Origin of the sequence: Petrotoga sibirica DSM 13575, from assembly GCF_002924625.1 — a bacterium.
In the GTDB taxonomy this organism is placed as follows: Bacteria; Thermotogota; Thermotogae; order Petrotogales; family Petrotogaceae; genus Petrotoga; species Petrotoga sibirica.
On the sequence record NZ_JAHC01000005.1, the window covers coordinates 71,244 to 94,261 of the forward strand.

General features: G+C 32.9%; 26 protein-coding genes and 1 tRNA gene. 4 read left to right on the forward strand and 23 right to left on the reverse strand.

Annotation, left to right across the window (positions count from 1 at the left end):
- Positions 1 to 118 precede the first annotated feature (118 nt).
- The 8 genes from AA80_RS01245 to ltrA all read right to left on the reverse strand — a co-directional run bounded on the left by AA80_RS01245 (position 119) and on the right by ltrA (position 7,649).
- Positions 119 to 811: an ABC transporter permease gene (locus AA80_RS01245; protein WP_199177836.1), complete on the reverse strand. Its 693-nt coding sequence runs from the start codon at positions 809 to 811 to the stop codon at positions 119 to 121.
- Between the two features lie 107 nt (positions 812 to 918).
- Positions 919 to 1,707: an ABC transporter permease gene (locus AA80_RS01250; protein ID WP_158248363.1), complete on the reverse strand. Its 789-nt coding sequence runs from the start codon at positions 1,705 to 1,707 to the stop codon at positions 919 to 921.
- Positions 1,697 to 2,701: an ABC transporter ATP-binding protein gene (locus AA80_RS01255; protein ID WP_208317051.1), complete on the reverse strand. Its 1,005-nt coding sequence runs from the start codon at positions 2,699 to 2,701 to the stop codon at positions 1,697 to 1,699. The genes AA80_RS01250 and AA80_RS01255 overlap by 11 nt, the downstream gene beginning before the upstream one ends.
- Positions 2,691 to 3,125: a S24 family peptidase gene (locus AA80_RS01260; RefSeq protein ID WP_103876063.1), complete on the reverse strand. Its 435-nt coding sequence runs from the start codon at positions 3,123 to 3,125 to the stop codon at positions 2,691 to 2,693. Before AA80_RS01260 ends, AA80_RS01255 begins: the two co-directional genes overlap by 11 nt.
- On the reverse strand, positions 3,122 to 4,387 hold the full coding sequence (locus AA80_RS01265; RefSeq protein WP_103876064.1) for a radical SAM/SPASM domain-containing protein: 1,266 nt from the start codon (positions 4,385 to 4,387) through the stop codon (positions 3,122 to 3,124). Before AA80_RS01265 ends, AA80_RS01260 begins: the two co-directional genes overlap by 4 nt.
- Positions 4,384 to 5,760, reverse strand: a complete 1,377-nt coding sequence (locus AA80_RS01270; protein ID WP_103876065.1) for a radical SAM/SPASM domain-containing protein — start codon at positions 5,758 to 5,760, stop codon at positions 4,384 to 4,386. Before AA80_RS01270 ends, AA80_RS01265 begins: the two co-directional genes overlap by 4 nt.
- 201 nt (positions 5,761 to 5,961) lie before the next feature.
- Positions 5,962 to 6,111, reverse strand: a complete 150-nt coding sequence (locus AA80_RS09930; RefSeq protein WP_158248364.1) for a hypothetical protein — start codon at positions 6,109 to 6,111, stop codon at positions 5,962 to 5,964.
- Between the two features lie 119 nt (positions 6,112 to 6,230).
- Complete coding sequence (ltrA, locus tag AA80_RS01275) at positions 6,231 to 7,649, reverse strand: group II intron reverse transcriptase/maturase (protein WP_103876066.1); 1,419 nt, start codon at positions 7,647 to 7,649, stop codon at positions 6,231 to 6,233.
- A 598-nt stretch (positions 7,650 to 8,247) separates the two neighbouring features.
- Between ltrA and AA80_RS09935 the strand changes: the two genes are divergently transcribed.
- Positions 8,248 to 8,397 carry a hypothetical protein gene (locus AA80_RS09935; protein ID WP_158248365.1) on the forward strand — a complete coding sequence of 50 codons (150 nt, stop codon included), beginning with the start codon at positions 8,248 to 8,250 and terminating at the stop codon, positions 8,395 to 8,397.
- Positions 8,398 to 8,737: 340 nt separating this feature from the next.
- On the opposite strand, the gene AA80_RS09940 is transcribed toward AA80_RS09935, so the two are convergent.
- On the reverse strand, positions 8,738 to 8,881 hold the full coding sequence (locus AA80_RS09940) for a hypothetical protein (RefSeq protein WP_158248366.1): 144 nt from the start codon (positions 8,879 to 8,881) through the stop codon (positions 8,738 to 8,740).
- 424 nt (positions 8,882 to 9,305) lie between these two features.
- Here AA80_RS09940 and AA80_RS01280 point away from each other — a divergent pair, with 424 nt between their 5' ends.
- Both AA80_RS01280 and AA80_RS01285 read left to right on the forward strand, forming a co-directional pair.
- Complete coding sequence (locus AA80_RS01280; RefSeq protein ID WP_233186809.1) at positions 9,306 to 9,509, forward strand: hypothetical protein; 204 nt, start codon at positions 9,306 to 9,308, stop codon at positions 9,507 to 9,509.
- A gap of 3 nt (positions 9,510 to 9,512) precedes the next feature.
- Positions 9,513 to 9,695: a hypothetical protein gene (locus tag AA80_RS01285; protein WP_103876067.1), complete on the forward strand. Its 183-nt coding sequence runs from the start codon at positions 9,513 to 9,515 to the stop codon at positions 9,693 to 9,695.
- Between the two features lie 35 nt (positions 9,696 to 9,730).
- On the opposite strand, the gene AA80_RS01290 is transcribed toward AA80_RS01285, so the two are convergent.
- From AA80_RS01290 to AA80_RS01335, 13 genes are all read right to left on the reverse strand, one after another.
- Positions 9,731 to 10,714, reverse strand: coding sequence for an Rpn family recombination-promoting nuclease/putative transposase (locus AA80_RS01290; RefSeq protein ID WP_103876068.1), 984 nt, complete (start codon positions 10,712 to 10,714; stop codon positions 9,731 to 9,733).
- A 299-nt stretch (positions 10,715 to 11,013) separates the two neighbouring features.
- Complete coding sequence (locus AA80_RS09945; RefSeq protein ID WP_166667824.1) at positions 11,014 to 13,047, reverse strand: DUF4020 domain-containing protein; 2,034 nt, start codon at positions 13,045 to 13,047, stop codon at positions 11,014 to 11,016.
- A gap of 233 nt (positions 13,048 to 13,280) precedes the next feature.
- Positions 13,281 to 13,661 carry a hypothetical protein gene (locus tag AA80_RS09950; protein WP_169960591.1) on the reverse strand — a complete coding sequence of 127 codons (381 nt, stop codon included), beginning with the start codon at positions 13,659 to 13,661 and terminating at the stop codon, positions 13,281 to 13,283.
- 216 nt (positions 13,662 to 13,877) lie between these two features.
- Positions 13,878 to 14,234: an SIR2 family protein gene (locus tag AA80_RS09955; protein ID WP_166667826.1), complete on the reverse strand. Its 357-nt coding sequence runs from the start codon at positions 14,232 to 14,234 to the stop codon at positions 13,878 to 13,880.
- Positions 14,235 to 14,354: 120 nt separating this feature from the next.
- A complete protein-coding gene (locus AA80_RS09960) occupies positions 14,355 to 14,570 on the reverse strand; it encodes a hypothetical protein (RefSeq protein WP_166667827.1) in 216 nt (71 codons plus the stop codon).
- A gap of 104 nt (positions 14,571 to 14,674) precedes the next feature.
- Complete coding sequence (locus tag AA80_RS01300; protein ID WP_103876069.1) at positions 14,675 to 15,259, reverse strand: hypothetical protein; 585 nt, start codon at positions 15,257 to 15,259, stop codon at positions 14,675 to 14,677.
- Positions 15,260 to 15,270: 11 nt separating this feature from the next.
- The gene (locus tag AA80_RS01305; protein WP_103876070.1) at positions 15,271 to 17,250 is read right to left on the reverse strand and encodes a methyl-accepting chemotaxis protein; all 1,980 of its coding nucleotides are present in this window, start codon (positions 17,248 to 17,250) and stop codon (positions 15,271 to 15,273) included.
- A gap of 230 nt (positions 17,251 to 17,480) precedes the next feature.
- Positions 17,481 to 18,812: a glycosyltransferase family 4 protein gene (locus AA80_RS01310; protein WP_166667828.1), complete on the reverse strand. Its 1,332-nt coding sequence runs from the start codon at positions 18,810 to 18,812 to the stop codon at positions 17,481 to 17,483.
- A 26-nt stretch (positions 18,813 to 18,838) separates the two neighbouring features.
- Complete coding sequence (locus AA80_RS01315; RefSeq protein WP_166667829.1) at positions 18,839 to 19,129, reverse strand: NAD(P)/FAD-dependent oxidoreductase; 291 nt, start codon at positions 19,127 to 19,129, stop codon at positions 18,839 to 18,841.
- A 20-nt stretch (positions 19,130 to 19,149) separates the two neighbouring features.
- A complete protein-coding gene (locus tag AA80_RS01320; RefSeq protein WP_103876073.1) occupies positions 19,150 to 19,539 on the reverse strand; it encodes an NAD(P)/FAD-dependent oxidoreductase in 390 nt (129 codons plus the stop codon).
- 36 nt (positions 19,540 to 19,575) lie between these two features.
- Positions 19,576 to 20,424 carry a methyl-accepting chemotaxis protein gene (locus AA80_RS01325; protein ID WP_103876074.1) on the reverse strand — a complete coding sequence of 283 codons (849 nt, stop codon included), beginning with the start codon at positions 20,422 to 20,424 and terminating at the stop codon, positions 19,576 to 19,578.
- On the reverse strand, positions 20,421 to 21,194 hold the full coding sequence (locus tag AA80_RS01330) for an oxygen-binding di-iron domain-containing protein (protein WP_103876075.1): 774 nt from the start codon (positions 21,192 to 21,194) through the stop codon (positions 20,421 to 20,423). The genes AA80_RS01325 and AA80_RS01330 overlap by 4 nt, the downstream gene beginning before the upstream one ends.
- 167 nt (positions 21,195 to 21,361) lie before the next feature.
- Complete coding sequence (locus tag AA80_RS01335) at positions 21,362 to 22,456, reverse strand: BMP family lipoprotein (protein WP_103876076.1); 1,095 nt, start codon at positions 22,454 to 22,456, stop codon at positions 21,362 to 21,364.
- 145 nt (positions 22,457 to 22,601) lie between these two features.
- Here AA80_RS01335 and AA80_RS01340 point away from each other — a divergent pair.
- Positions 22,602 to 22,673: transfer RNA gene (locus AA80_RS01340), tRNA-Arg, on the forward strand.
- Positions 22,674 to 22,678: 5 nt separating this feature from the next.
- On the opposite strand, the gene AA80_RS01345 is transcribed toward AA80_RS01340, so the two are convergent.
- The gene (locus AA80_RS01345) at positions 22,679 to 23,017 is read right to left on the reverse strand and encodes a YraN family protein (RefSeq protein ID WP_166667830.1); all 339 of its coding nucleotides are present in this window, start codon (positions 23,015 to 23,017) and stop codon (positions 22,679 to 22,681) included.
- Position 23,018: the final 1 nt, after the last annotated feature.

The window sequence follows — 23,018 nt, forward strand, 5'->3', positions numbered from 1 at the left end:
ACTTATCCGATATCTGAAGAGCGCAATCGGCCCATAGCGGACTTTCACCGCTTAGCTATTGCGCCTGCTGGCGCACCTAAAAAAGCGATTAAAATTTTTAATTTTAATCGCTTACAATCTAATAACCACTACTAGTGTATCTTTTTAAACATCTCATCCATATACAACAACTTAATATAAAAAAACCTATACCAAATAAAATTGTTCCTATAACCAACAAAATATTATCTTTTGTTGGCCCTTCAATAATAACAAGACTAGGATAATATGCAGTAAATCCTATCGGTATAATAAAAGTAAATATAAACTTCAATGAGATATTATAAATACTTAGAGGATATTTAGAAAAATCATTAAGCTGCATAGTTACATCTGTGATATCCAAATTATCTATAGTAAAAAAAGATATTGTAGATAAAAGAATGGATATACCAGCATATACTAAAGATGCTATAATCCACAATATTGGTAAAAATAGTAATAGAGGGTTAAATACTTTCAATTTTATTATTGAAATTATGCTTATAATTATTCCAAAAAACAATTCACCCCACCCATCCTCGTCAAACCCTTCTATCATGATTAAAAAAAGTGGATTATATGGTTTCATTAAAAACCTATCAAACTCACCAGTTTTGATATAGTATGGTATAGTTATTGTTTCAATAAAAAAGCAATGCCATATGGCAAAAGCCGTTGTACTAAAACCGTAAATAAATAACATTTCTTCAAATGTCCACCCTTCTATATTTGTAATTATAGTAAATAGAATTAATAGCATTGAAAAGTTAATTACTGTTTTTATCAACATAGCAATTACGCCCATAATAAAATCTACATCATATATCATCAATGATTTTAAATTTAATTTAAATGTAGTTTTATAAATTTTAATATACTTTTGTATTCTTATAGTATTTAACCACCTTGAATTGTTAGTCTTTTTATAACTCTATCAAAACATACTCTGTATATTAAGAAAATTATTATTAAGTTAATGCATTGCATTAAAATGGTTCTTTGAAACTCAAAATTTTTATCTAATATAGTCAATATGGGTATGTTATACATATATTGAAAAGGTAGTTTCTCTAAGATTTTTGATAATATCGTAGGATAGAACTCCAGGGGGATTACCCTTCCAGATAGTAAAATGATAATAGCATATTTTAAGTTTTGTAGACCCCATTGACTAGTTGTATAGAATGACAATATCCCAAAAATTAGTTCAAATACGAAATAAAAGAGATAACTAAATAAAAACATTATAATAAACTTTACAATATTTATAGCTGTTAAATTATTTCCTATAAATAGAACATATAAAACATATAAAGGTATGTTTAATACCAAAAGCTTAAATATACTTGCACCTACATTCTCAAATAATAGTTGCTCAGTAAAAGAATAAGGATAAAGTAAAGTTAATGCAATATCACCACTTTTAACCATAGATCCAATTCTTCCACTTACTTGCATAGGGTATACATTCGACATTATTTGTGCTATTACAACATAAGCAAACATCTCTTTAAACGAAAATATAACCAAATTATTAGTTTCATAAATAGACTTCCAAATATAATATTGCATTATTATAAATAAAAAATTACTTATGATCTTTACAATTACCGCTTCACTATAAATTTGATTAACTACAAATCCTATTTTAATCAATCTTTTTCTAATTTTAAAATTACGAAACATATTTTCCCTTTGCTGATAATTGTTCATTCAAGAAATATTTTAAAGCATCTTTGAAACTTATTTTTGAAACTCGAACAAAATCAATATCTTTATTAAAAGTTTCATAAATCTTCTTTATCAACTCCGACTTATTATTTATCGAAGACACATCTATCTTTACCATGTTTTTTTTAATATCAAATTTATAATTTTTAAAATCAAATTTACTCTCTATATTTTCTGGTAAATCTTTAAAAATGACTTCTAGCATTTCTAAGTTATAGATACTAGAAATATCGTTTACTGGGCTATCATGAATTATCCTACCTTCATGTAATATAATTACTCTATCACATAACTTCTCAATATCATCAAAATCATGTGTAGTCAACAATATAGTAGTTGTGCCTTTGATAGAATTCAAAAAATTTAATATAGAATCTTTTGTCAAAACATCTAATCCTATCGTTGGTTCGTCTAAAAATATAATTTCAGGATCATATAAAAAAGCACCTGCTAGTTCTGCCTTCATTTTTTGACCTAAACTCAAAGTTCTTACTGGATTATTAATAAAAGTCGATAATCCCAAAATTTCTGAAAAATAACTAATTCGATTTTTAAAATCTTTATCATTTATATCATACATATCTTTAATTAAATAATAAGATTCCATAGGAGACACATCCCATCTTAATTTACATCTTTGACCAAAAACGGTAGAAATTTTTCTATTATTGATAAGCCTATCTTTAAATGGGTCATTCCCTAAAACTCTAATTTCTCCAGAAGTCGGGGCTAAAATACCTGTCATCATCTTTATAAGTGTACTTTTACCCGCCCCATTTAAGCCAATTAATCCGACTGTTTCACCATCCTCTATCTTGAAAGATAAGGAACTAATAATTTTTATAATTTTCTTCTTCGATTTAAATCTTAGGTAATCTTTAAAGGTTTTTCTTTCATTTATATGAAATTCTTTATTTAAATTTTTAATATCAATAATACTAATTACTATACACCTCGATTTTTTCTAATATTCCATTTTGAACTTGAAATTCGATTATATAATTTCCATCTGATATATTGAATATTTTATTTATATTATTATTCTCGACATCATTATTATATTTTCCTATAACACTTTCAGTATCTATATATTCCTGAAAATTTTCATTGTCGCCTTTCATACATAACATTGGTTCTTTCTCAATTACTCTATGCAGTAACAAATCATATCGCCTTTGGTAGAGTAATATATCTCCTATATTAATTTCCATTGGAGGTACAACATTTATCAACTCACCATTCTGTATTGTAGGTTCCATACTTCTTCCTTCTACTCTTAACTTCAAGGATCCCAACTCTATAATTATCTCTTTCATTTTACCATATTTTAAGTTTATTAGATCATTTATATAATTTTTTTTCTTTTTTTTCATAGCATTCCTTCACTTTCCAAGTACGAAAGATATAACTTAATTATATTATAAAAATCCGAACAATTCCCCACATTTAAAGTTTTTTCTCTTGAATAACTTTTAAACACACATCCTGTGCCACAAATATATTTATACTTACAAGAAATACAATTCTCTATATTATTAACATCATGATAATGCCAAGCTTTAACTTTCTCAGAATCAAAATTATCTTTTCTGAAATTCCCTATTATGAATTCAGATTTACTAGCTCCCCACCAACAAGTATATATATTGCCTTTACAATCAAAAACATATTGTGAAGAACAAGAGGCACAAAATTTATTTTTAGGGACAAAAATTTCTTTTCTAAGTAGCGAATCAACAAAATCTACACCATGGAAATCTAAGCTTAGATTGTTATCAGAAGTATTTAATTTACTAAGTTCATTCAATACCTTTTCAAAAAGAAGTGTTTCACTTATATATTTCTTTGAATTAGAATCACTACTTTGAGTAACTGGATATAAATATGCATCAAAAAATTTACTTTTATTCCATCCTTTTTCATTTATTAAACTGTTAATTTTTATTATTTCCGAGACATTGTACATATCAACATTCATCCTTAATGAAGTATAAATTTTACTTTCAAGTAAAATATCTACAGTATTAATGACCCCATTATAAGGATTTAATCCTTTTATCTTACTTTTCTTTCTATAATTATGGGTTTTTTCTAATCCATCTAATGTTAACTGTATATGACTTAATTTCATATCTAATATATATTCTATATTATCTCTAATTTCCAAACCATTTGATATACATGATATGTTAAATTTTAAGTTTAATTTTTTAAACTCTATAAAAAAATCATTAAACCATTTAATATTATCTTTTGTTATGGGCTCACCTCCTAATAGTGAAAAATTTATTTCACTAAAAGATCCTTCATCGTATATTTTTTTTATATATTTAATAATATTATCAATATCTGAAGATAGCATCCTTTCTTTCATTATTGTTAAATTTCCTTCATAGCAATAAATGCATTTCATATTACAATTATATGTAGGGATTAAAGCTATTGATAGTACAGAAGGATTTAACCTATAAGAGTATTTCTTATATGAATTATCTAAATATTTAGATTCTTCATCATTGATAAGTTCAACTCTCTCATCTAGAGGATATTTTTGTAATGTACCTTTTAAATAATCTAAAATGTATATATTCTTCTTAAGTTTAAATTTATCTTGGTATTGATTTTGAAATATCATTCAAGCATCCCCTCTTGGTCTAAGTATCTCACTAACTTTTCAATCCCTTTTTCTATATTCTCACAATGCACATCGTTAAAATTTCCATTATAGTAATCACTAGAAATTAAGCAACCTCCATTACAAAATGCAACATATCTACAAGAGTTGCATTTTGTCAATGCTTTTACATCAAAGTTATGCCAACGAAAAAATTCATTATTTAATAAAAATCCGTCCTTATAGGTTCCAATTCTATATTTTTCTATACCAACTATATCTGTGCAAGGATATATAAATCCATCTACATAAAAACAGTATCTTCCTGGATATACTGCATCGCATCCTTTGAAACTTGGATACACTAGCTTATTGCCAGTCCAATTATCATATAAATCAAATAATTTATAAAGCGGCCCACCACCAATCATATCTCTATTTATATGTTGGTTATTTTTGTATATATCAAGTAAAAATACAGTATAGTCTTCATCTGGAATTACATTGTCTACATAGTTTCCCAGTCCTTTATATTCGCCTAGAAACTGAATTTTACCAAATTTAAAATTTATCCTTTGGTTTTCTAAGAATCCAACGTTGTCGAAGTCTTTGAAAAGACTTTTTATCACATTGTTATCAGATTGTTTATCTATTAAAATAGATATATCAATTGTAGCTGTTGGTAATTCATCTAAAATTATACGTATATTTTTAAATGTTTCAAAATAGGTACCACTACCATCCACCTTTTTTCTCATACTATCATGTACATCGTTGTTACCATTAAATGTTGCTTTAAAAGTAATTCGCCCTCCGTAAGTTTTGAAGGTATCTATAAAATCAGCTACATTAAGTAGATTTGATATTATTTCTAAATGCTTAACATCTAATTTATCACTCTCGTGCAATATTTGTTGCATTATATCAACATTTTGTGGCAAAAGTGGTTCACCACCTATTAATGCTATATTTATATCTCTAGGAGAGATATTCGTAATTTTGCTTAATTTTTTAATCGCTTCAAATATATCTCGTACGTCACCCTGAGTTATTTTACCCTTTTTCATTTCTCTAGTGTATCCTGAATAACAATAAGTACATTGCAAGTCACATAAATCTGTAAGATAAATACATACACTATATGGTAAAGGCTTATATGGAAGGCTAAAAATTTTTTGAGCTTTACGCAGTAGTTCTTTATCTACATCTTCATTTTCAACTATAAAATAAGATCTCTTTAAATCATTGTATACTTCTTCTTTTATATTACTTAGCTCATTACGTATCCAACTCTCCATATCTGTATTTCTTAAAATTTTTAATTCATAAGTTAATAGATGAATTAAAACTAATTTGTCTTTAAATTGTATACTTTGAATATATTTAGTTTTCATAAAATTCTCCTCCTTTTTTTAATGCTATGGCTAACCACTTTTCGTTTAGCGGACACTTATTTTTGGTACACTTTTCGTTTAGTAAGTCAATTGATTGCTCGTTGTTTTTTTAATTTCCGAATAATAAATTTACTTTTAAAATTTATTATTATAGTAGGTACTTATTAAATTTACCTCACTTCTTATTTTTTGATGATAGTTCTAGTTAAATGTTACTTTTTCTTTTCTACCATACATACATGCGGTATTTATTTTTAGTGCTTCTAGTTCTTTATCTGTCAGGTCTAACCAAGTTCTTTTAACGCTTTTCTTATCACCAATTTCATTACTTATTTTCTTTTTTAATTCCATTTTAAACCCTCCTTTTTTAACAACGAGCAATCAACCTTAACAAATCGGGTAGGAGGTAGATAATTAATTTATCTACCGTCCTCCCACACCACCGTACGTACCGTTCGGTATACGGCGGTTCAACAGAATTGATGTTTTAGGTTATACGTTTCCAGGATCGAAGTTAACCCCATTTCCTTAAGGCGTTTATTAGTTAGTGTTCTTGAAAGTATTGGGCTATTGGAGATTCTCCAGTAGCCTTTTCTTGTATTTGCATATTCCCATGCTTTGTACGTGTTTAGTCCTAATTTGACTAAGTTTTCATGTCTTGTTTTGATTTTCTTCCATCCTTTCCAGATACACATCCTAATTCTCCTTCTAAGCCATCCATCAAGACTTTCGGCTGCCGACTTCATGTTCGCTATTCCATAGTAGTTTATCCATCCTGTTATTATTTGTTTTATCCTCGACAGCCTGTATGTCATACTCCGTCCACTGCTTCTTTTCGTTTCTCTTTTTATCTTCTTTTTGAATTCTTTGATGGATTTTTCATGCACCTTGATTTCGTATTTCTCTTCTTTCACGTAGAAGGAGAACCCTAAGTATTTGAGGTCCCAAGGCCTGACTACTTTGCTTTTCTTCTTGTTCACCTTTAACTTTAATTTTTCCTCTATGAACCTTGTTATACTTCCCATCACCCTGTATGCAGATTTCTCGCTTTTCACGTATATGTTGCAGTCGTCTGCATACCTGCAAAACTTGTGTCCCCTTTTGGTTAGTTCTACGTCAAGTTCGTGGAGCATTATGTTGCTTAGTAATGGGGATAGCGGTCCCCCTTGTGGGGTCCCTTCTTCTGTTTCTATTACTACCCCATTTACCATTACCCCACTTTTGAGGTATTTCCTTATCAGGGATATCACTCTGCCATCTTTTACGTCTTTTGATATTATCCTCATCAGTTTGTCGTGGTTGACTGTGTCAAAGTAGCGTTCTAAATCTATATCCACTACCCATGTGTGTCCTTCGTTTAGGTATTCTTCGCTTTTCCGTATGGCTTGCTTTGCATCTCGTAATGGCCTAAACCCATAGCTGTTATCTACAAATTTTCTTTCGTAAATAGGTGTCAACTCCTGCGCTATGGATTGTTGGATTACTCTGTCTATTGCTGTTGGTATGCCTAGTAGTCTTTTCCCTCCATCCGGTTTCGGTATCTCTTTTCTCCTTACCGGGTCCGGAGTGTACCTTCCTTCAAGGAGCTCTTGCCTTAATTCTTCTCCATGTTGTTTGAGATATCCAAAGAGTTCTTCTACTTTCATCCCGTCTATCCCAGGGGCTCCTTTATTGGCCTTTACCTTCTTATATGCTTTATTCATATTATCCTTGGATAATATCTTTTCAAGCATCCCTTCACTGTATTCTTTAACATCGTTTCTTCCTCTTTCAGACGTAGAAGTTATACTAGGCGCTTCTACATTATTTTCAGGCTCTCCCTTATCTTCGTGTAGAAAACCTTCTAGTCGAAGTTGTATGCTTTTCCCGTATCCCTTCGCATCTTTCAAGATTCGAAACCTCCTGTTGTTCAGTCCTTCCTCACCTTTCAATGAGTACTATGACTTCTGCTGACTTCTCAAGATTCAGCCATACATTACTGTATGGGTTGCCTTACAGCGTATTCTTGAGATCTCCCCAGGTAAGTGCAATAACTTTCATCCCATCTATCCGCCAGATCTACTCCGTGGAGTTCTGGATAGCTGTTGGACTTCGTTTTGAGTCGCAAACTCGTCCACTTCACTTAGCCTTATATCTGGTTCTTGTTCATCGAACCGGGACTTTGCCTTGGGCTTCCTTCAGATTCCACCTCACGATGGACACCCTTGCCTTCGACTAGTGGTTCCCGCTACCTGGCCCACAGCGGACTTTCACCGCTTAGCTATTGCCCATGCTGGGCGCACAAGCATAAATAATCAAAATTGCAAATTGTTTGATTATTTAAAATAGGTTTGAAATTTCATAACTAAAATAAATACTAGACTTTAGTTTTTGTATTTTTGGGGTTCTCTTCCAAAAAGTGTGGGAAGAAAAAATGAAATATGAACAAATGATTAAATAATCTGGTATCATGTAAGAAAACACAAAACAAATAAGTAGTGATACCAGATGAGAAAAGAGCTACCCAAATTCTTTGAACAGATACTGAATATAACAGAGCTATGCTACCTACCAAAGATAGAACAACAAGGAGATACAATCAACATATATGCGGAATTCAAAAAAAGTGAAAAGTTCGAAAATCATGGTAAATATTAGAGTGCATACGATGCAAATCAAGACTGCAGCAAGGAAACATTTCCTAAAAGCAGATAATATTTGATAAATTCAAAAATTATTCGATTACAAAAAAACCTTTTATTTTGCAATGTATTTTATTGCTTTAGATAAACTCCTTTTAACTCTAGCTTACTTACCCACTATTTTCGTGAGAAAGCCTTTATTTTTCACCATTTTTCCTGCAGAGTTACTTTTTGCCGGCAAATAATTCCTAACCTCACAATCTTTTCCTTCGAAAACTTATCTAGTTAATTTCTTAAATCTTTTAAGCTTTTTCACACGTTGTTTTTTGTACAACGTAAATACATCTATCAACCATTTACCATACTTCTTCCACAACATTTACAATCTCTGTGGGTTCTAAACCACTTGTCTTATCTATTCCATCATCATCCCCTCCATAAACAAATATACCCCCTAACACCAGTACAGTGATCAACAAAGCAACAACAAATTTCTTCATCCTCTTTCACCCCCTTAGATTATTCTTTTAATTTAAAACTAATATCTCAAATAATTCAACCCTTTATTTTAATCATACGCTTTTCCATATGATTTTCAAGTGTTTTTTTAAGTGGGTTAAAATATTTATTAATAAAGTATTATAGAGATTACTCAAAAAAAACTTATGTTAAAATTATTTACGATGGTTTTTATCGGATATAATGCATTTGTCTTTCTTTTAGTTACTATTAGAGAGTTATGATATAATAAAATTTAGAATAAAATATAGAAGCTTCAAGTGTTATTAACATTCTAAAGAAAAGGTTTTTGAAGTAAATTTTATTTTATATTTTTGTTGCTATTGGGTAAAGGAAAAGGGGTAGAGAAATGAACATTAAACTATTGGATGAAATTATGAATAAAGGACAGTTCATAAGACCGATTTGAATTATGTTGTTCATTACTTAGAAAGTGATAGATTAGATAAAAATAAAAGCATTGTCAATTACATAAACGTTTTGAAATTAAAATGGGATGTTAAATACGATGAAGCCCTTGAGATAATAGATGAAGAGATAAAGGGGCTGAAGAAAGGTGGTTTGTATTATCTTTTAACGAAGAAAGATACGAAGAAGCAGCTCGTTTAAACATTGAAGCATTTAAGGTACTATGATTTAAAGAATATACCCAAAGAATTCACACCGAAAGTACCAAAAGAGATTGATCCATTCGTGAAAAAATACACGTTGAAAAGAAAGCCTTCTGCCATTTCTTTTTATGTTTTTGAAGGGGAAGAAAGAGAAGAGTTGGTGGAAATTATTGGCAAATTTTAATTGAAAAACGCCCATTTAGGGCGTCTTTTCAAGAATTATTTCAATAATTCTTTTAGTTCTTCTATGGTTATGCTTAGAATGTTTTTCTTTATTTGGTTTATGGTTTCTTCATTTGCTTTTCTGATCTTTTCTTCTAATTTTTTATCAATATCTTTTCCAAACCTTTGGTTTAGAATCTCAATTATTAATTCTTTTCTTTCTTCAAGTTTTCCTTTTTCAATACCTTTTTCCATTCCTTCATTCTTCAACTTTTCAGCTATCGTCATTATCAATTCACCCCTTTCATCCATTACTTTTTTCGCTACTTCTTTTACCCTTTCTATGTTTATATCGTCCCTTGTGTACATTAAATATAACATACACGATTCAAACAATTCATCAAACGTCTTTTTGTCTTTTATCCCAACAAGTAATTCAAATGCCCTTCTTAATTCTTCGTCAAACTTTTCTCCTGTTTTTACTCTTGCCACTCTTGCCGTTTGTAATATCGCCTTTAAATTTGCTAACCCTACTATTCCTAATTTTTCTTCCGGTGAGAAATCATATATCTCATATTGGTAAGTAGGTATGTATTGTTTCATTATTTCCGGTAGATCTTCTATTCCTTCTATGAGATTTATTAGTTTGGTTTCTATATTCCATTTGTTTTCCCCATTGTATATTACTAGTGGTATTATTATAGGTAATTTGTTCTTTTTACTGTTGTATTTTTCTTCCCATATTCTGAGTATGTATTTTAAAAGTTGTAGAGGTACACTGGCATCGTTGTAGCTTTTGTGTTCCATCAGAATGTATATGTATCCATCTTTCCCATTTATCTTTGTTTTGTACAACATGTCTGAGTGGCTTTCTTTTAAATCTTCATCCACATAGCTTTTGTCTTCTTTGGTTAAATAATTTAGGTCTAGTACTTTGGTAATCTCAGAAGGTAAATAGTTTTCTAAGAAATTTTGAGCTATTTTTTTGTTACCAAAATGTTTTTTGAAGAAAGCATCGTGTGGGTTGTTTAATTCGTTCATCTTTGGCCTCGCTTTGTGGGATAGATTTTGTTTTGTTCAAAATTAATTATACCATATGTTTGTAGAAATCAATAAAGTACGCATTATTTCTGTTTTGCATCTATAAAAAAGAACTGATTTTCCAAGTATTTTTTCTCAATGCTTTATATATAGCTGACCAGATTAGCTATGATGGTAGTATATTTCTTTGTAAATCTTTCTGAAACCTTAATCACTTGAGGGAGCGTATTAATTCTTCAAATTTTTTAGTAATCTTGAGAAACAGCTTAATTTACGTAGTTTAACCCCTCTTTTTAACTTTATGGGAAACAGCCCAAACGAATAAGATGTTCTTTAAGAGGTTTTATATCGTCTGATGGTAAGTTTTTGGAAATGTTATCGAAAAGCTTTATTAGTTCGTGACAGCGATAAAAGGAACGACTTTCTCCTTTGAGAAGGTGATTCAGCAATCGAGTTGTATCTAGCGGATATTTTTCTCCAAAATTTTCTTTATCTAACCTATAATAAAACATTTCTGGTAATTTTAAAACTGGGATAGGCCCAGCGACAATTAAAGCTACCACTTCAGAAAAGACCGGATGCAATGCCAAAACCCATTCTACCATAGCCCCTGCTTCTTCCAAGCTCAAAGGAACAGGAATACCGTCAATTCGTCTGGACCAGTAATTTCTAATCCATTTGTCCCATATTTCTTTAATTGCTTCTTGGGGAAGAGAGGTAAGTTGATTGGTAACTTCTGCAGCCCACTTTTTCCTTGTCTTCTCATCTACATTTTCTATAAATTTGTCTAACCAGCCACTCTGAATAGGATCTATTGAACTTCGCACAGCAATACTGGCCAAATGAACACAAAGAAGATCGTATGATTCTGAATCTTTCGGAAGATTATTGTAAGCCTGCTCAAATAGAGGTAGCAGGTCTGGCAATAATGCCTCATTCCATTTCCCCCACCGAAGATATCCTTCCCAAGCCTGTTCGGCACGCTGGGCATCAATATCCCAATTAAGTAAAGGTAATATCTTTTCACGAGTCCATTTATGGTCAAGAGAAAATAAAAAATGCAGTTGGCTGGCAAGTATAACCCGACCCATTGCAGCTGTATTAGATTTTGCTGATATAATTCTCTCAAAACGACATTTGTACTCATCAAGTATGGCCTGCCGTTCATTTTCATTTTGGGATTGGTACCTATACAGGGCTAAAAGCCAGAATTCTGTAATTATCCCTCCAACGTGGTTAATGGCCGTTGTTAACCAGTCATTGATATTATTCAGTATTTCTTTTTCATCGTCTTCCTCTACTTCTTGCCATAGACGATCTACAATAGTTTCTGCAAAAGGCAATAGCAAGGTTGGCAAACTTCCTTCGCTTGCTTTGACCTTCTCTTTCAACAGTTGGGCTATACTATATCTATGCCTCCATATTTCTTTGAAATGTTCTAAGAATTGCAACACTTGTTTCCACTGAGCTTCAGTTAAATTGGTTAACCGCCATCCAGAAATAATAGCATCCCATAGGTCAGTGTCCCATTCTTCCCTTGCCTCAAGTTCTTTAATTAGATCAAAGCCCCACTGAAAAGAGTAAGCTACAGCTTTCTGAACCGCAGACAAAAGCCATTCTCTATCAGGCCCTAAAATTTCCTTTTCTTGATAGGTTATCAAAAATTCAATTATCTGCGAAACAGGTTTGGAAAGAAGTTCTTCATGGGTTACAGGGCTTTGATGCCCCCACTTCATCGAGATATACCAATCTAAATCAGGATATTCTCTGGGTTGGAAATCAGTATGCTTGTCTTGAAATTCCTTAAACTTCTGGTGCGCTAATGAACAATTTGGAGCATTTTGCTTTAACCAATATAATAGATTGTAAACTTCATAGTTTCGACTTTTTAAAGTAGCAGGATCTTTCTCATTTCTTTCACAATTCGCTAAATGAGTTTCAACATTCTTTAAAAGGCTTTGACGAATAGTTTCGTCAGCTTTAGGATAAGCAACTTTAAGCAATTGAAAAACCTCATGTTTAAGGTCATGAACAAAAAGCCAATTGTTTGCTAAAAGTTTTTGAAGCTTTTCATTGGGGCTGCAATTGCTGTCAATTGTTACACCGTAAATTGCCAACCTATCAAGTATCGGTGTGTCGGATAAAGTCCATTCTTGAATAATAGTTTGAGCTCGTTTAGGATCATCCTCGAGGAGAAATTCTATGATATCCCTGGCAAAATCAATTAGTAGGTCTAAGCTGTCAGAATGTTGGTCCTGTTCATGAGGTTCAATGGCAGATCGCTTAAAGCTGACCGGATCCCACTTATCGTTAGCACAACCAACGCTACACAATAAACGATGGGCACTTTTTAGTTGATCTGTAATTATTGGGGCTAGCTCATGAACGAATTGTTTGAGATTAGGTTTAAAAAATTTATTCCATGCCTCATTGAAAAGGTAATCATCACCTGGTATAGTTACTTTAAAATCAACCTGCTTACCCTCTTGGTCTTCTCTGAGAGAGAGAGCAAAGGATGGTTCTAAAACCAAGTATGGAGTAGAAAGGTACTTGAAAATACGAATCGCTATAGTGGCATATTCAGTACGACAACACTTTTGTAATAAAAATTTAAAGATTTTCCTTGTGTTGAAGGGTAGATGGGAGCTGTTAACAAGATCTCTACCCATTTAGCAAGAATCGTAGGTTCGGGAATTGATTCGGAAAAGCCTAGGTTTACAGCTATATTCTTCCAGAGCAAAGGACTGAATATCTGACCTTGCCTTTGTACCACGGCTAAAGCATCTTCTGGGTAACGGCATACATATTTTTCTGCGAACCACTTAGCAAAAACACTACTGATTTCACCTGAAGGGTTGTTTAAACTAAAGAGAGGCTTGAAGACGCCCTTCCCCTCAGCCCATTGCAACCATTCCACACTCTCAGCATATTTTGTAAATATGTTCACCTTTATCGAGTCTTTGATAACTTCTTCAATATAGCTGGCTTCTTCTTTATCAAGGGACTACGGTGACGACTTCACTATGTCCTTAATGAGTTTCTCATGTTCTACAAGTCCCATTCTGGTTTGGTCTGCCCAAGATTTTACAGACTCAACAAGGGCTTTATGATTTTGGTCGTCGGGGCTATGCTTATACGGAATTGGTTTTATTCCCTTGTACTTCTACTTTTCTGTCTCTTCCTCAGGAACAAGGGCAAAACGCGTAGTCTCGGGTGGAAGACCACGCCCCAGGTATTCCATAGGGAGATCATTGTGACTGTAACCAACAAAGAGAACTTTATAGTTACCAAATACCTCTACCAAAAAACGTGTGGCCCAGCCTTCTGTAAGGTAGACACGACCGAAGTCCTTATCAGTGAGGATTAATTCTTCTGGTTTCTGGTCTACACAGCCGTGAAGATAAATAATGCCACTGAATTGATGACCCAACGGAAGGGCAGGAGCTCGATATATGGGGACTTTACCCTGAAAATTTTTGACTGCAGCTTTAGTAAAATGCATATCAAAATTAGTGGTCACAATCCGAACTTCTTCAGGGTTGCGAAATAACGATAAAAGAGCGTAATGAAATTCTGTGGGTTCTGATTCTTGATTCTTTATTCTCTCCCAGACTAATTTATGAACCCTGGGACCTTTTCCTTAGAGACGCCCTAAAAAAAGATCAGGTGCTTCTTTCTCAGATTCCCATCTCAACAAATTACCTGTTTTAGATTCAACCTTTCTGACCAATTTTTCGAAATTAGGTAGATTAGACGGAGGACTCATGGATACTCCAGCACCAGCAAATATAACCAGTTTTCTCTCAGCTTGAGCATTAATAAGCTCTTCAGGTACTTCAATTTTACCTATCCACATAATCTTCTTCCTTTTCGTTATTATAGATCTTTCCCCTGTTTTTATACCAACCCCTTAATTTATCTGTCAATATCTACGCCATACATTGTAACCAACTAATTTTGTTATTTTATGTATCCTTCTTTTTTTAAGAAATACTGTGATAAATTTAGTATTCTTTTGTCTTTCATTAGGTCTTTGAAGAATTTTTCGTATTCAGGTTCGCTTTTGTACCAATTGTGTATTAAATCTAAAAAACCGATATCTTCATTTTCTTGCTTTATATACAACCTTGCATAGCCGTATCTGTTCCATATATTTATCTGGACCATGTAATCATATGATAAGGATTCTATGATTCCTTTTAGGGTTTCTCTGTCTTTTTGTATGGCTTCTTTTTCTTTTTCTAAAATTGAGAGAAGGAATAACAGGAATCCTTCTCCCAGTTCATCAATAATTATTTCATTTTTTTTAGTTGTTTCATCGTCAAAATCATAGAAATCATCGTCTTTTTGAAGTGCGTAACCAGGAACGATTTCAAAGGTTTTTAAGATTTTTAGTACTTCTACTATTTCCTTCTTGTTTTTCACTTCTTTTCTGAATCTAAGGATGTTTTCTCTATCGTAAGTTTCAAATTTGAGTTTGTCTAAAACTTCAAGTTGGTTGTCGGTGAGTGCTTCTAAATAGTAACCTAAGTACAGTTTAATCAAGATAAATTCTCCTACAGTCTGAATATTTTCAACTGTTCCGAAAGCTCTTCCGATAAAGTAGAGAGTTCTTGAGAGTTCTTTTCAATCTTCTTTGCGTCTTCTTTTTGGGTGTTAATTGAATTGGTTATCTCACTCAAACTTTCGCTAATAGAGGTTATCGCTTGTGCGACTCTATCCATGGCTGAACTCATTTCTTCTGTGCTTGCGCTTTGTTCTTGCGAAGTTGCTGTTAAATTGTCTATTCCGCTGTTTAAATTTTTTACCATGTTTAAAATTTGTTGGAATTTATCGTTTATACCGTACATTTGATCGTTGATATTTTGTATTATTCCAACGGTTTCGTTTGTGCTGTCATTTACGACGTTGGTACTGTTTTTAATACCTTCAAGCATTTTTTCGATTTGTGAAGTTGCGTTTTTGGAATCTTCTGCCAAACTTCTTATCTCATCCGCTACAACTGCGAATCCTTTTCCTGCTTCTCCTGCTCTTGCTGCCTCTATAGCAGCGTTCAAGGCTAGAAGGTTAGTTTGCTCTGTTATAGAATTTATCGTGTTAACGATCTTACCAATGTTTTCAGATCTTTCTATTAGGGCTTTAACCACATTCTGGGTTTTTTTAGATTTATCCACAGCCTCTTTTATCGTTTTATCTATAGATTTTATAGACTCAAGTCCTTCGTTGGCGGCATTTTCTGTTTCTGAAGCAGCGGTGTTAAGTTCTTGAGCTGATTTAGAAACATTTTGAGCGGCTGCCGATATTTCCTGAATCCCTGATGTAACCTCTTCAACGGAGGCGGAAGTATCTTCAGCGTTTTCACTTATTTCAGCAGCCTTTTCCGAAAGGGTTTGTGCCGATTGAGAACTGTTTTTAGAAATATTGAGTAATTCCATAGCAGAACTGTCGATCTTTAAAGAGCCTTCTCTTATTGAGATTATAGAGTTTTTCCAAGCACTTATCGCTTGATTTAGTGAATCTGCCATTTGTCCAATTTCGTCTTTGGAGTTTATTTCAACGGAAGTTGATAAATTACCTTCTCCTACCTCTGAAAGATACGTCTTCAGTTTATTCATTGGTTTTATAATGTTGTAAATGACGAATAAAATACCTACTATTACTGCAGCTACGGCTATTATTGTGAAGAGAATAAGAGTGAAGTTCGTGGTAGATCTTACTTCACTGAATAAATTTTCAGTATCAACTTGAGTAATAACCGTCCAATTTGGGTCATTAATTTTATTGTAAGCTAAAAAAGTTGATCCGTTTTGAATATACATAGAACCACTTTTTTGAGTTAAATTTTTAAAGTACTCTTCTTGTGAAATGTCTTGATCAACTGTATCACTTTCAGGATGAAAGATAACCTGACCATTTTGGTTTATTACAAAAATCGTTTCTCCTGTCCCTAAATTCTTACTAATAATTTCATAAATCTTGGACATAGATAGTTCCATCCTCACTACTCCGACTATTTCATTTTTAGGGTTTTTTATAGTCTTTGAAAGGGTAACTATTGTATTGCCTGTTACTGATTGCACGAAAGGATCTGATACCACTACTTCTTGTGGCTTTTGAAGTGCACCTTTGTACCATGGCCTTGCTCTTGGATCATAATCACTTGCTAGGCTGTTTTCGTACTCTAGTGGCCTTGCAAAAGCATCCCCATTTTTTGAGCCTACATTAATAGATGTGAATTCAGGGTATTCATCAAGGATATTTTGAAGCTTTTTATACATTCTATCTCTTTCTTCTCGTGACTGTTCGAACAAATTAATGACATCCGGATCATTAGCGATTGAAGCGGTAACTTTTTCAAGATCATTCATGTACTGAGCTAAAAAGTTTGCTGTTTGGAAATTGTTTACCTCAATTAATTGAGACCTGTTTTCTTTTAAAATATTGCTATAATTCAATGATGAATATGTAATAAAAAACGCCATAGGTACAATGGATACCAAGATGATTAAGACTGCCATTTTCCATTTTAGTGTCATATTATTTCCCCCTGCCTTTAATTTTTTATATTGCCTTTAGACATTTTATAGCGCCCTTTTACCCCTCACCCCACCCTTTTTATGAAGGGCCCTGAGGCCCCTTAAACTCTTTTGGGGGGAGGGCTCCGCCCTGTGACCCGTTTAAAACTAGATTTTTTATAACTTGTTATATAAGCTGTGCTTATTCTTTGTTAGTACCTCTTTACCCCGCAGCCCAACTATAAGGATAATCAGACGCCCAAATGAGCTTTTTCTACCAACAAGTTTTTTAACTTTTTCGCCAAAGTTTCATAGGAAAAGTATTTTTGTCCGAGTTCAAAATTCTTTTGAACGATATTTGAAGCCATTTGGGCATCAAAGAGAATTTGAAAAATTTCTTCTTTTGCCTTAATAATTTCATTTTGGTTGACTCTGTACATGCCTCTTTCATATTCAGCTTTACTACCAAGGCTTACAACCTCAAAGCCTAAAGGGGCTATGTCTTTTTTGTAAACTGGATATTCAAACATCAACACAGGCGTTTTAGAGAATATCGCTTCCAAAAATTGATTACCAAAACCTTCTAAAATACTTGGATAGGTTATAAAATCGGTAATTGCGTAAAAATCCCATAGAGAGAAAATTTCGTCCTCTTCATGCCTGATGTCATCGGAAATAGAAAAAGCTAATTTTAGTTCTACATCTTTTTGTGAAGCATATTCTTTCAACACTTCTACATAATCAGATTCTTCCGATAAACCAGGTAACACCAAAAATACGTTCGTGTCTTGTGTTATCTTTTTACCGTTGAAGGTTGTTTTCCCAATGTACTTTTTCAAATCTTTTTTTACTTCTGATACTGTGTCGATCGCCAGTTCTATAGCTTTTCTTCTGACAATTCTAGTTGCTTGTAAAAATATCAGATCGTTCTGAGATATGTTCAGCTTATCGTATATTTTTATGTTGTAATCGTCTATTTCCCACCGCTTTTGATTAAAATCGAATACGTTAGGTATAACGAGACTATCCATCCCTTTTTTATTTTTTAACTCTTCTTGTGCAAGTGAATTTATGACAACGTGGGATATATCTTTTGGAGGAAAATACTCTTCCAAGATATCTTTGATGTAATCATTGGTTGGATTTTTGTAAAAATCTCTTTCCCAGTAAAAATCGTGGTGGTGACCTATCATTTTAATCCCATTATCTTTACAAAACCTGTAAATAGCCACAGCTGCTGCAGGATTGTGCGCTAATGAAAAGATGTTATTCACAATCATTACGTCCAAATCCATCATTTCATATAGTTGATTATAAATATCTTCTATGTATCTATTCATTTCTTTTTTAAACTTAGTCTCGTCCCAACTATTTAAATTTACAAAAGATTTTTGTTTCAGTATGTTACTTCTTTTGTCTGTATATGCGATGTATGGGATTTTGAATCCAGGGGAAGTCCCCATATCTCCAGCGACTAAATACGTTTTTATATTCATGTTTCTAAGAACTTGTTTCCATTTAACCATTTCTAATGAAACACCGTCTGTTTCTCCTACCCTGTAGTGTATTAAACCAATCTCCATTGGATTCACACCCTTCATACTTCTTTTTATTCAGAAGGAGCGGTACTTCCTGCTAAGTATCCAGTAGACCAGGACCATTGCAAATTGTATCCTCCACTTTCTCCAGCTACATCCATAACTTCACCTGCAAAAAATAAATCAGGTACAATTGTAGACTCTAAAGTATAAGGGCCTATTTCAGTTGTATTAATTCCACCTAAAGAAACCTGAGAATCTTTCCAACTTGTAGTCCCTACAACTTCGAAGTTCCAGTCTTTCAATTTATCGGCCAGCATTTCTATATCTTTATCATTCAAACTGCTAACAGGTGCTTGCAAATCTTCAAACCCTATCTTGGCTAAAAAATTTGGAAGTTAAGTACGACTTCCACATTGTGCTTTTCTAATTCATAGATGAAGCTAGTAACGATATCCTTTGATTTTTCTGTGTAGGGGAATAGTTTAGTACCTTTTTCTTTTACCATTATTCCTAATTCTTCAAAAACACTAAGTGTTTGCACAACACCAAAAATATCAAGTACTTTTTTAACAAAAGGCAAATTGTTGCTATTGTAATGGGTTTCATTCGTATCCAAATTTAAAAAATTTCCCCTTCCGTTGCTGCTTGCTAAAAGTTTTTTAGCCAGTTTACCTTTTCTTTCAATTATTCTTACTTTTGCACCGCTCCATGCCGCTACGGTTGCAGCCATTAATCCAGCGGCTCCCCCACTGATCACTGTGATCAACATAGTACCCTTACCTCTTTTAAGAGATTATCTTACTTTTTAAATCTCAATTTCTTTCAATTTATTTTGCATTTGCAATACAGTTTTTAAGACTTTTCCTAAGGTGTTTATATTGTTAACAAGTTCTTCTATGTTTTCTTTCGATGCGAGTAAGTTGTTGGTGTTTTCTTTAAGTTCTTCTTTTTCTGCAACCAAATTTTGTGTTAATTCATCCATGAAGGTTAAATTTCCACTTAACGTAACAAGAGCAGATTCAATAGAATCGGTTATAGTTACAAATATTGCTTCTAAGTTGTTGATTATTTCTTTGACTTCTAATACCTGACTTGAAAGGTTTGTGATTCTTTCAGAGATTTTACTTGATGCGTTGTTAGTTTCTGATGATAGTTTTTTGATTTCTTCTGCTACCACTGCGAATCCTCTACCAGCTTCTTTTGCTCTTGCAGCCTCTATTGAAGCATTTATCGAAAGTATGTTAGTTTGTTTGGCAACGTTTTTTATCACGTTAGTTAGTTCTTCTATTTCTTGGAAATTATCCATTAAATGGGATACACTTTCTAATGATTTTTCTACATCTTTTTCTACTTCATCAAAGTCCTTACCAAATTTTTTCAATTTGGAGATGATTTCTTCATTATTAACAGAAATCTTTTTTTTCTCTTCTTTTCCTGTTTCAACTGTTTTTTCAATTACATTTGAAGTGTTTTTTATACTTTCTATAAGTTCTACAAGGGTTTCTCCAACGGTATTAGATGAATCGTTAACTTCTTTAAACTTGTCTCCCAAAACCTCCTCAAGCTTTTCAATGAAAGAAACAAGAAGATTTTCATGATACACACTTTTTGCTAATCCTTTTATGGTATCGGTATAATTTCCCTTTTCACTCATTTTGCCCCAACCTTGTAGATTTCATCTATAAGATCTGTTCCACATTTTAAAGATTCAAACCAGTTCAGGAATTCTTTATATTCAGGCTTTTTATAAATAGCTCCATGTTGTGGCACCATCTGTTCAACATCCAACTTTTTAACGATATCAACCCATTTTTTGCAAACTTTGTTGGATACCATATACCTTTTGTGAAATCCTTCTATGTATTTTATATGTTCTGAGAAGCCTTCTACAAAAACCGTATCTTTCCCTTCAGGGAAAACAGATACTCCTATATCCCCTGAAAAGAGTATTTTAGAGGTTGGATCGTAAAGGTTGAAATTTCCCGTTGAGTGTAAAAAATGTGCAGGAATTATCTGTAATTCAGCACCATCTTTAAATTTTATCTTTCCTCCGGAGTCCTCTATCAAAACCATTCTTGATTTTTCAAAAACTCCGAAATGGGGTAAAAACCGCTCCCATAATTTAGATATGTAAAATTTAGTTTCTAAAACGCTGTCCCACAAAGTTATTCCCGATGATACATCAGGATCTTGATGAGAATAGAACACATGTTTAATCTTCCCAAGGTCAATAAACTCAACAACACTAGCAAGAACCCGTGGGAATACATGTACTCCTCCTGGATCGAGTAATACACCTTCATCGTTATGAACGATGAGATACTGGTTTGTTGGAATACTTTCTTCACTTTTTCTTTCTGATCCTAAAAAAATGAATTTATGTTTCCCATTGTCAAATAGTGTTGTAAAACTTTCGTTATCCATATTATCCTCCTTTTTTGATTCCTTTATACTATATTTAGAAACTCTAGAACTTCTTTAAAAATTGCTTATAGAATTTAAAAACTTTTAAAATACCTCGATCATTCTAAGTTACATATATCTGCTTAAGCTCCCCTTCGCCCAGCATCCCACCCATCTGTGTGAATTCTTTAAAATGGAATATTTATATAGCTAACATCAAAAGAGCCTAATTCTGTTTCATTTTTTGGTATATTAATTTCTCCATCTTTCACCAGTTTTTCCAAAAAAACTAATTCAGCAATAACTTCATTTGGAACCATTCCCTTCGTATACTTCATTGGAGAGATTCCCATACCTTCATCTTCTATTCCTAGAACATGATGGCCGTAATTAAAATTTCTGTCGTATAATGCAGATCTGATCCCTTCGAATGCAGCAACATCAACCTTTTTTCTTGAACTTGTTAAAACATACCCCGGTGCCAAATAATCTTGGTCCATATCGTATCCAATTACGAAATACCCTCGCCCTTTTTCAAAGTACTTGTCTATAATTTGGTTTAAAGAGGCGTTATTAGGCAGGCCATAAAATGATGAGCCTACTTCTTTGGCAGCATCTATAACAGCTGCAGTTGTTACCCCTGTGAAAATAATATCAGCTCCATGATTGTAATGTGAAAGGGCTATTTGTTTGGTTTTTGAGGAATCTGTAAAGCTTCCTACGTAACCAGTAATAACCGTTACGTTTTTCCCTTTGATTTCATTAAAAGCTTTAACTCCCGAACGATACCCCATTTCATACCTTTTAACAGGTGGGATTTCTAACCCCCCGATAAAGCCCACTGTATTAGTTTTTGTCATAGAAGCCGCCAAATACCCGAGTAAAAATCCACCTTCTTCTTCTTTAAAAGTATAAAGAGCTAAATTAGAAGGAATTACCTGATTAGGAGATGGTTCTATGTCTATCCCTATGAAAAAAGTGTCAGGATACTGCATTGCAATATTGAACAAAACATCTGCCATCATGAATCCAACACCTATTACTACATCTCCTCTTTGAGCAGCGTTGGTTAGATTTGGAACGTAATCAGTTTGTTCTTTAGATATAAGTATTTCTGCTTCAATATTAGGGAGTTGTTCAACAGCCATTTGAACACCAGCCCATGTACCATCGTTGAAAGATTTATCTCCAAGTCCTCCTGCATCCGTCACCATAATAACCTTTAACCCAAACATATTCACAAACATAATAAGCGCTATCATTAGAATCAAAGCTTTTTTCATGCTTAACACCTCCATATAATATCTTTTAGTGTTTCTACAAACTTTAAAACATATTATTTTTCCTTTCAACTAGGAGCTAAGCTTAATAATGCCATCGATTGACAGCTGTCGAATTTTCTGCTATAATAGTTTTTGTCTTTAGTAAGCCCCTGTAGTTCAACGGATAGAACGGTGGATTCCTAATCCACAAATGAAGGTTCGACTCCTTCCAGGGGCACTTTTTTATAGCCTTTGAGCTGGGTAATAATTTATCTGTCCATCGTCGGTTATAGAAATTACATCGATTTGAATTTCATCAAATTCTAGGTTTTTATGAGTAGCCAAGAAATAATTTCCTGTTTTCATTATTTTTTTTAATTTTTTTGTATTTGCCCTAAAAGCAGGGTCACCGAAGGTTTCTTTTCCACCTTTTACTTCTACAAAATGTAGTATCCTGTTTTTTAGGACTATTATGTCAATTTCACCGTACCTGTAAGAAAAATTCCTTGCAATTATTTGATAATCTCCATTTAAAAAGTAAGAAACAGCTTTATCTTCGTACACTTTCCCTTTTGTATTCAAA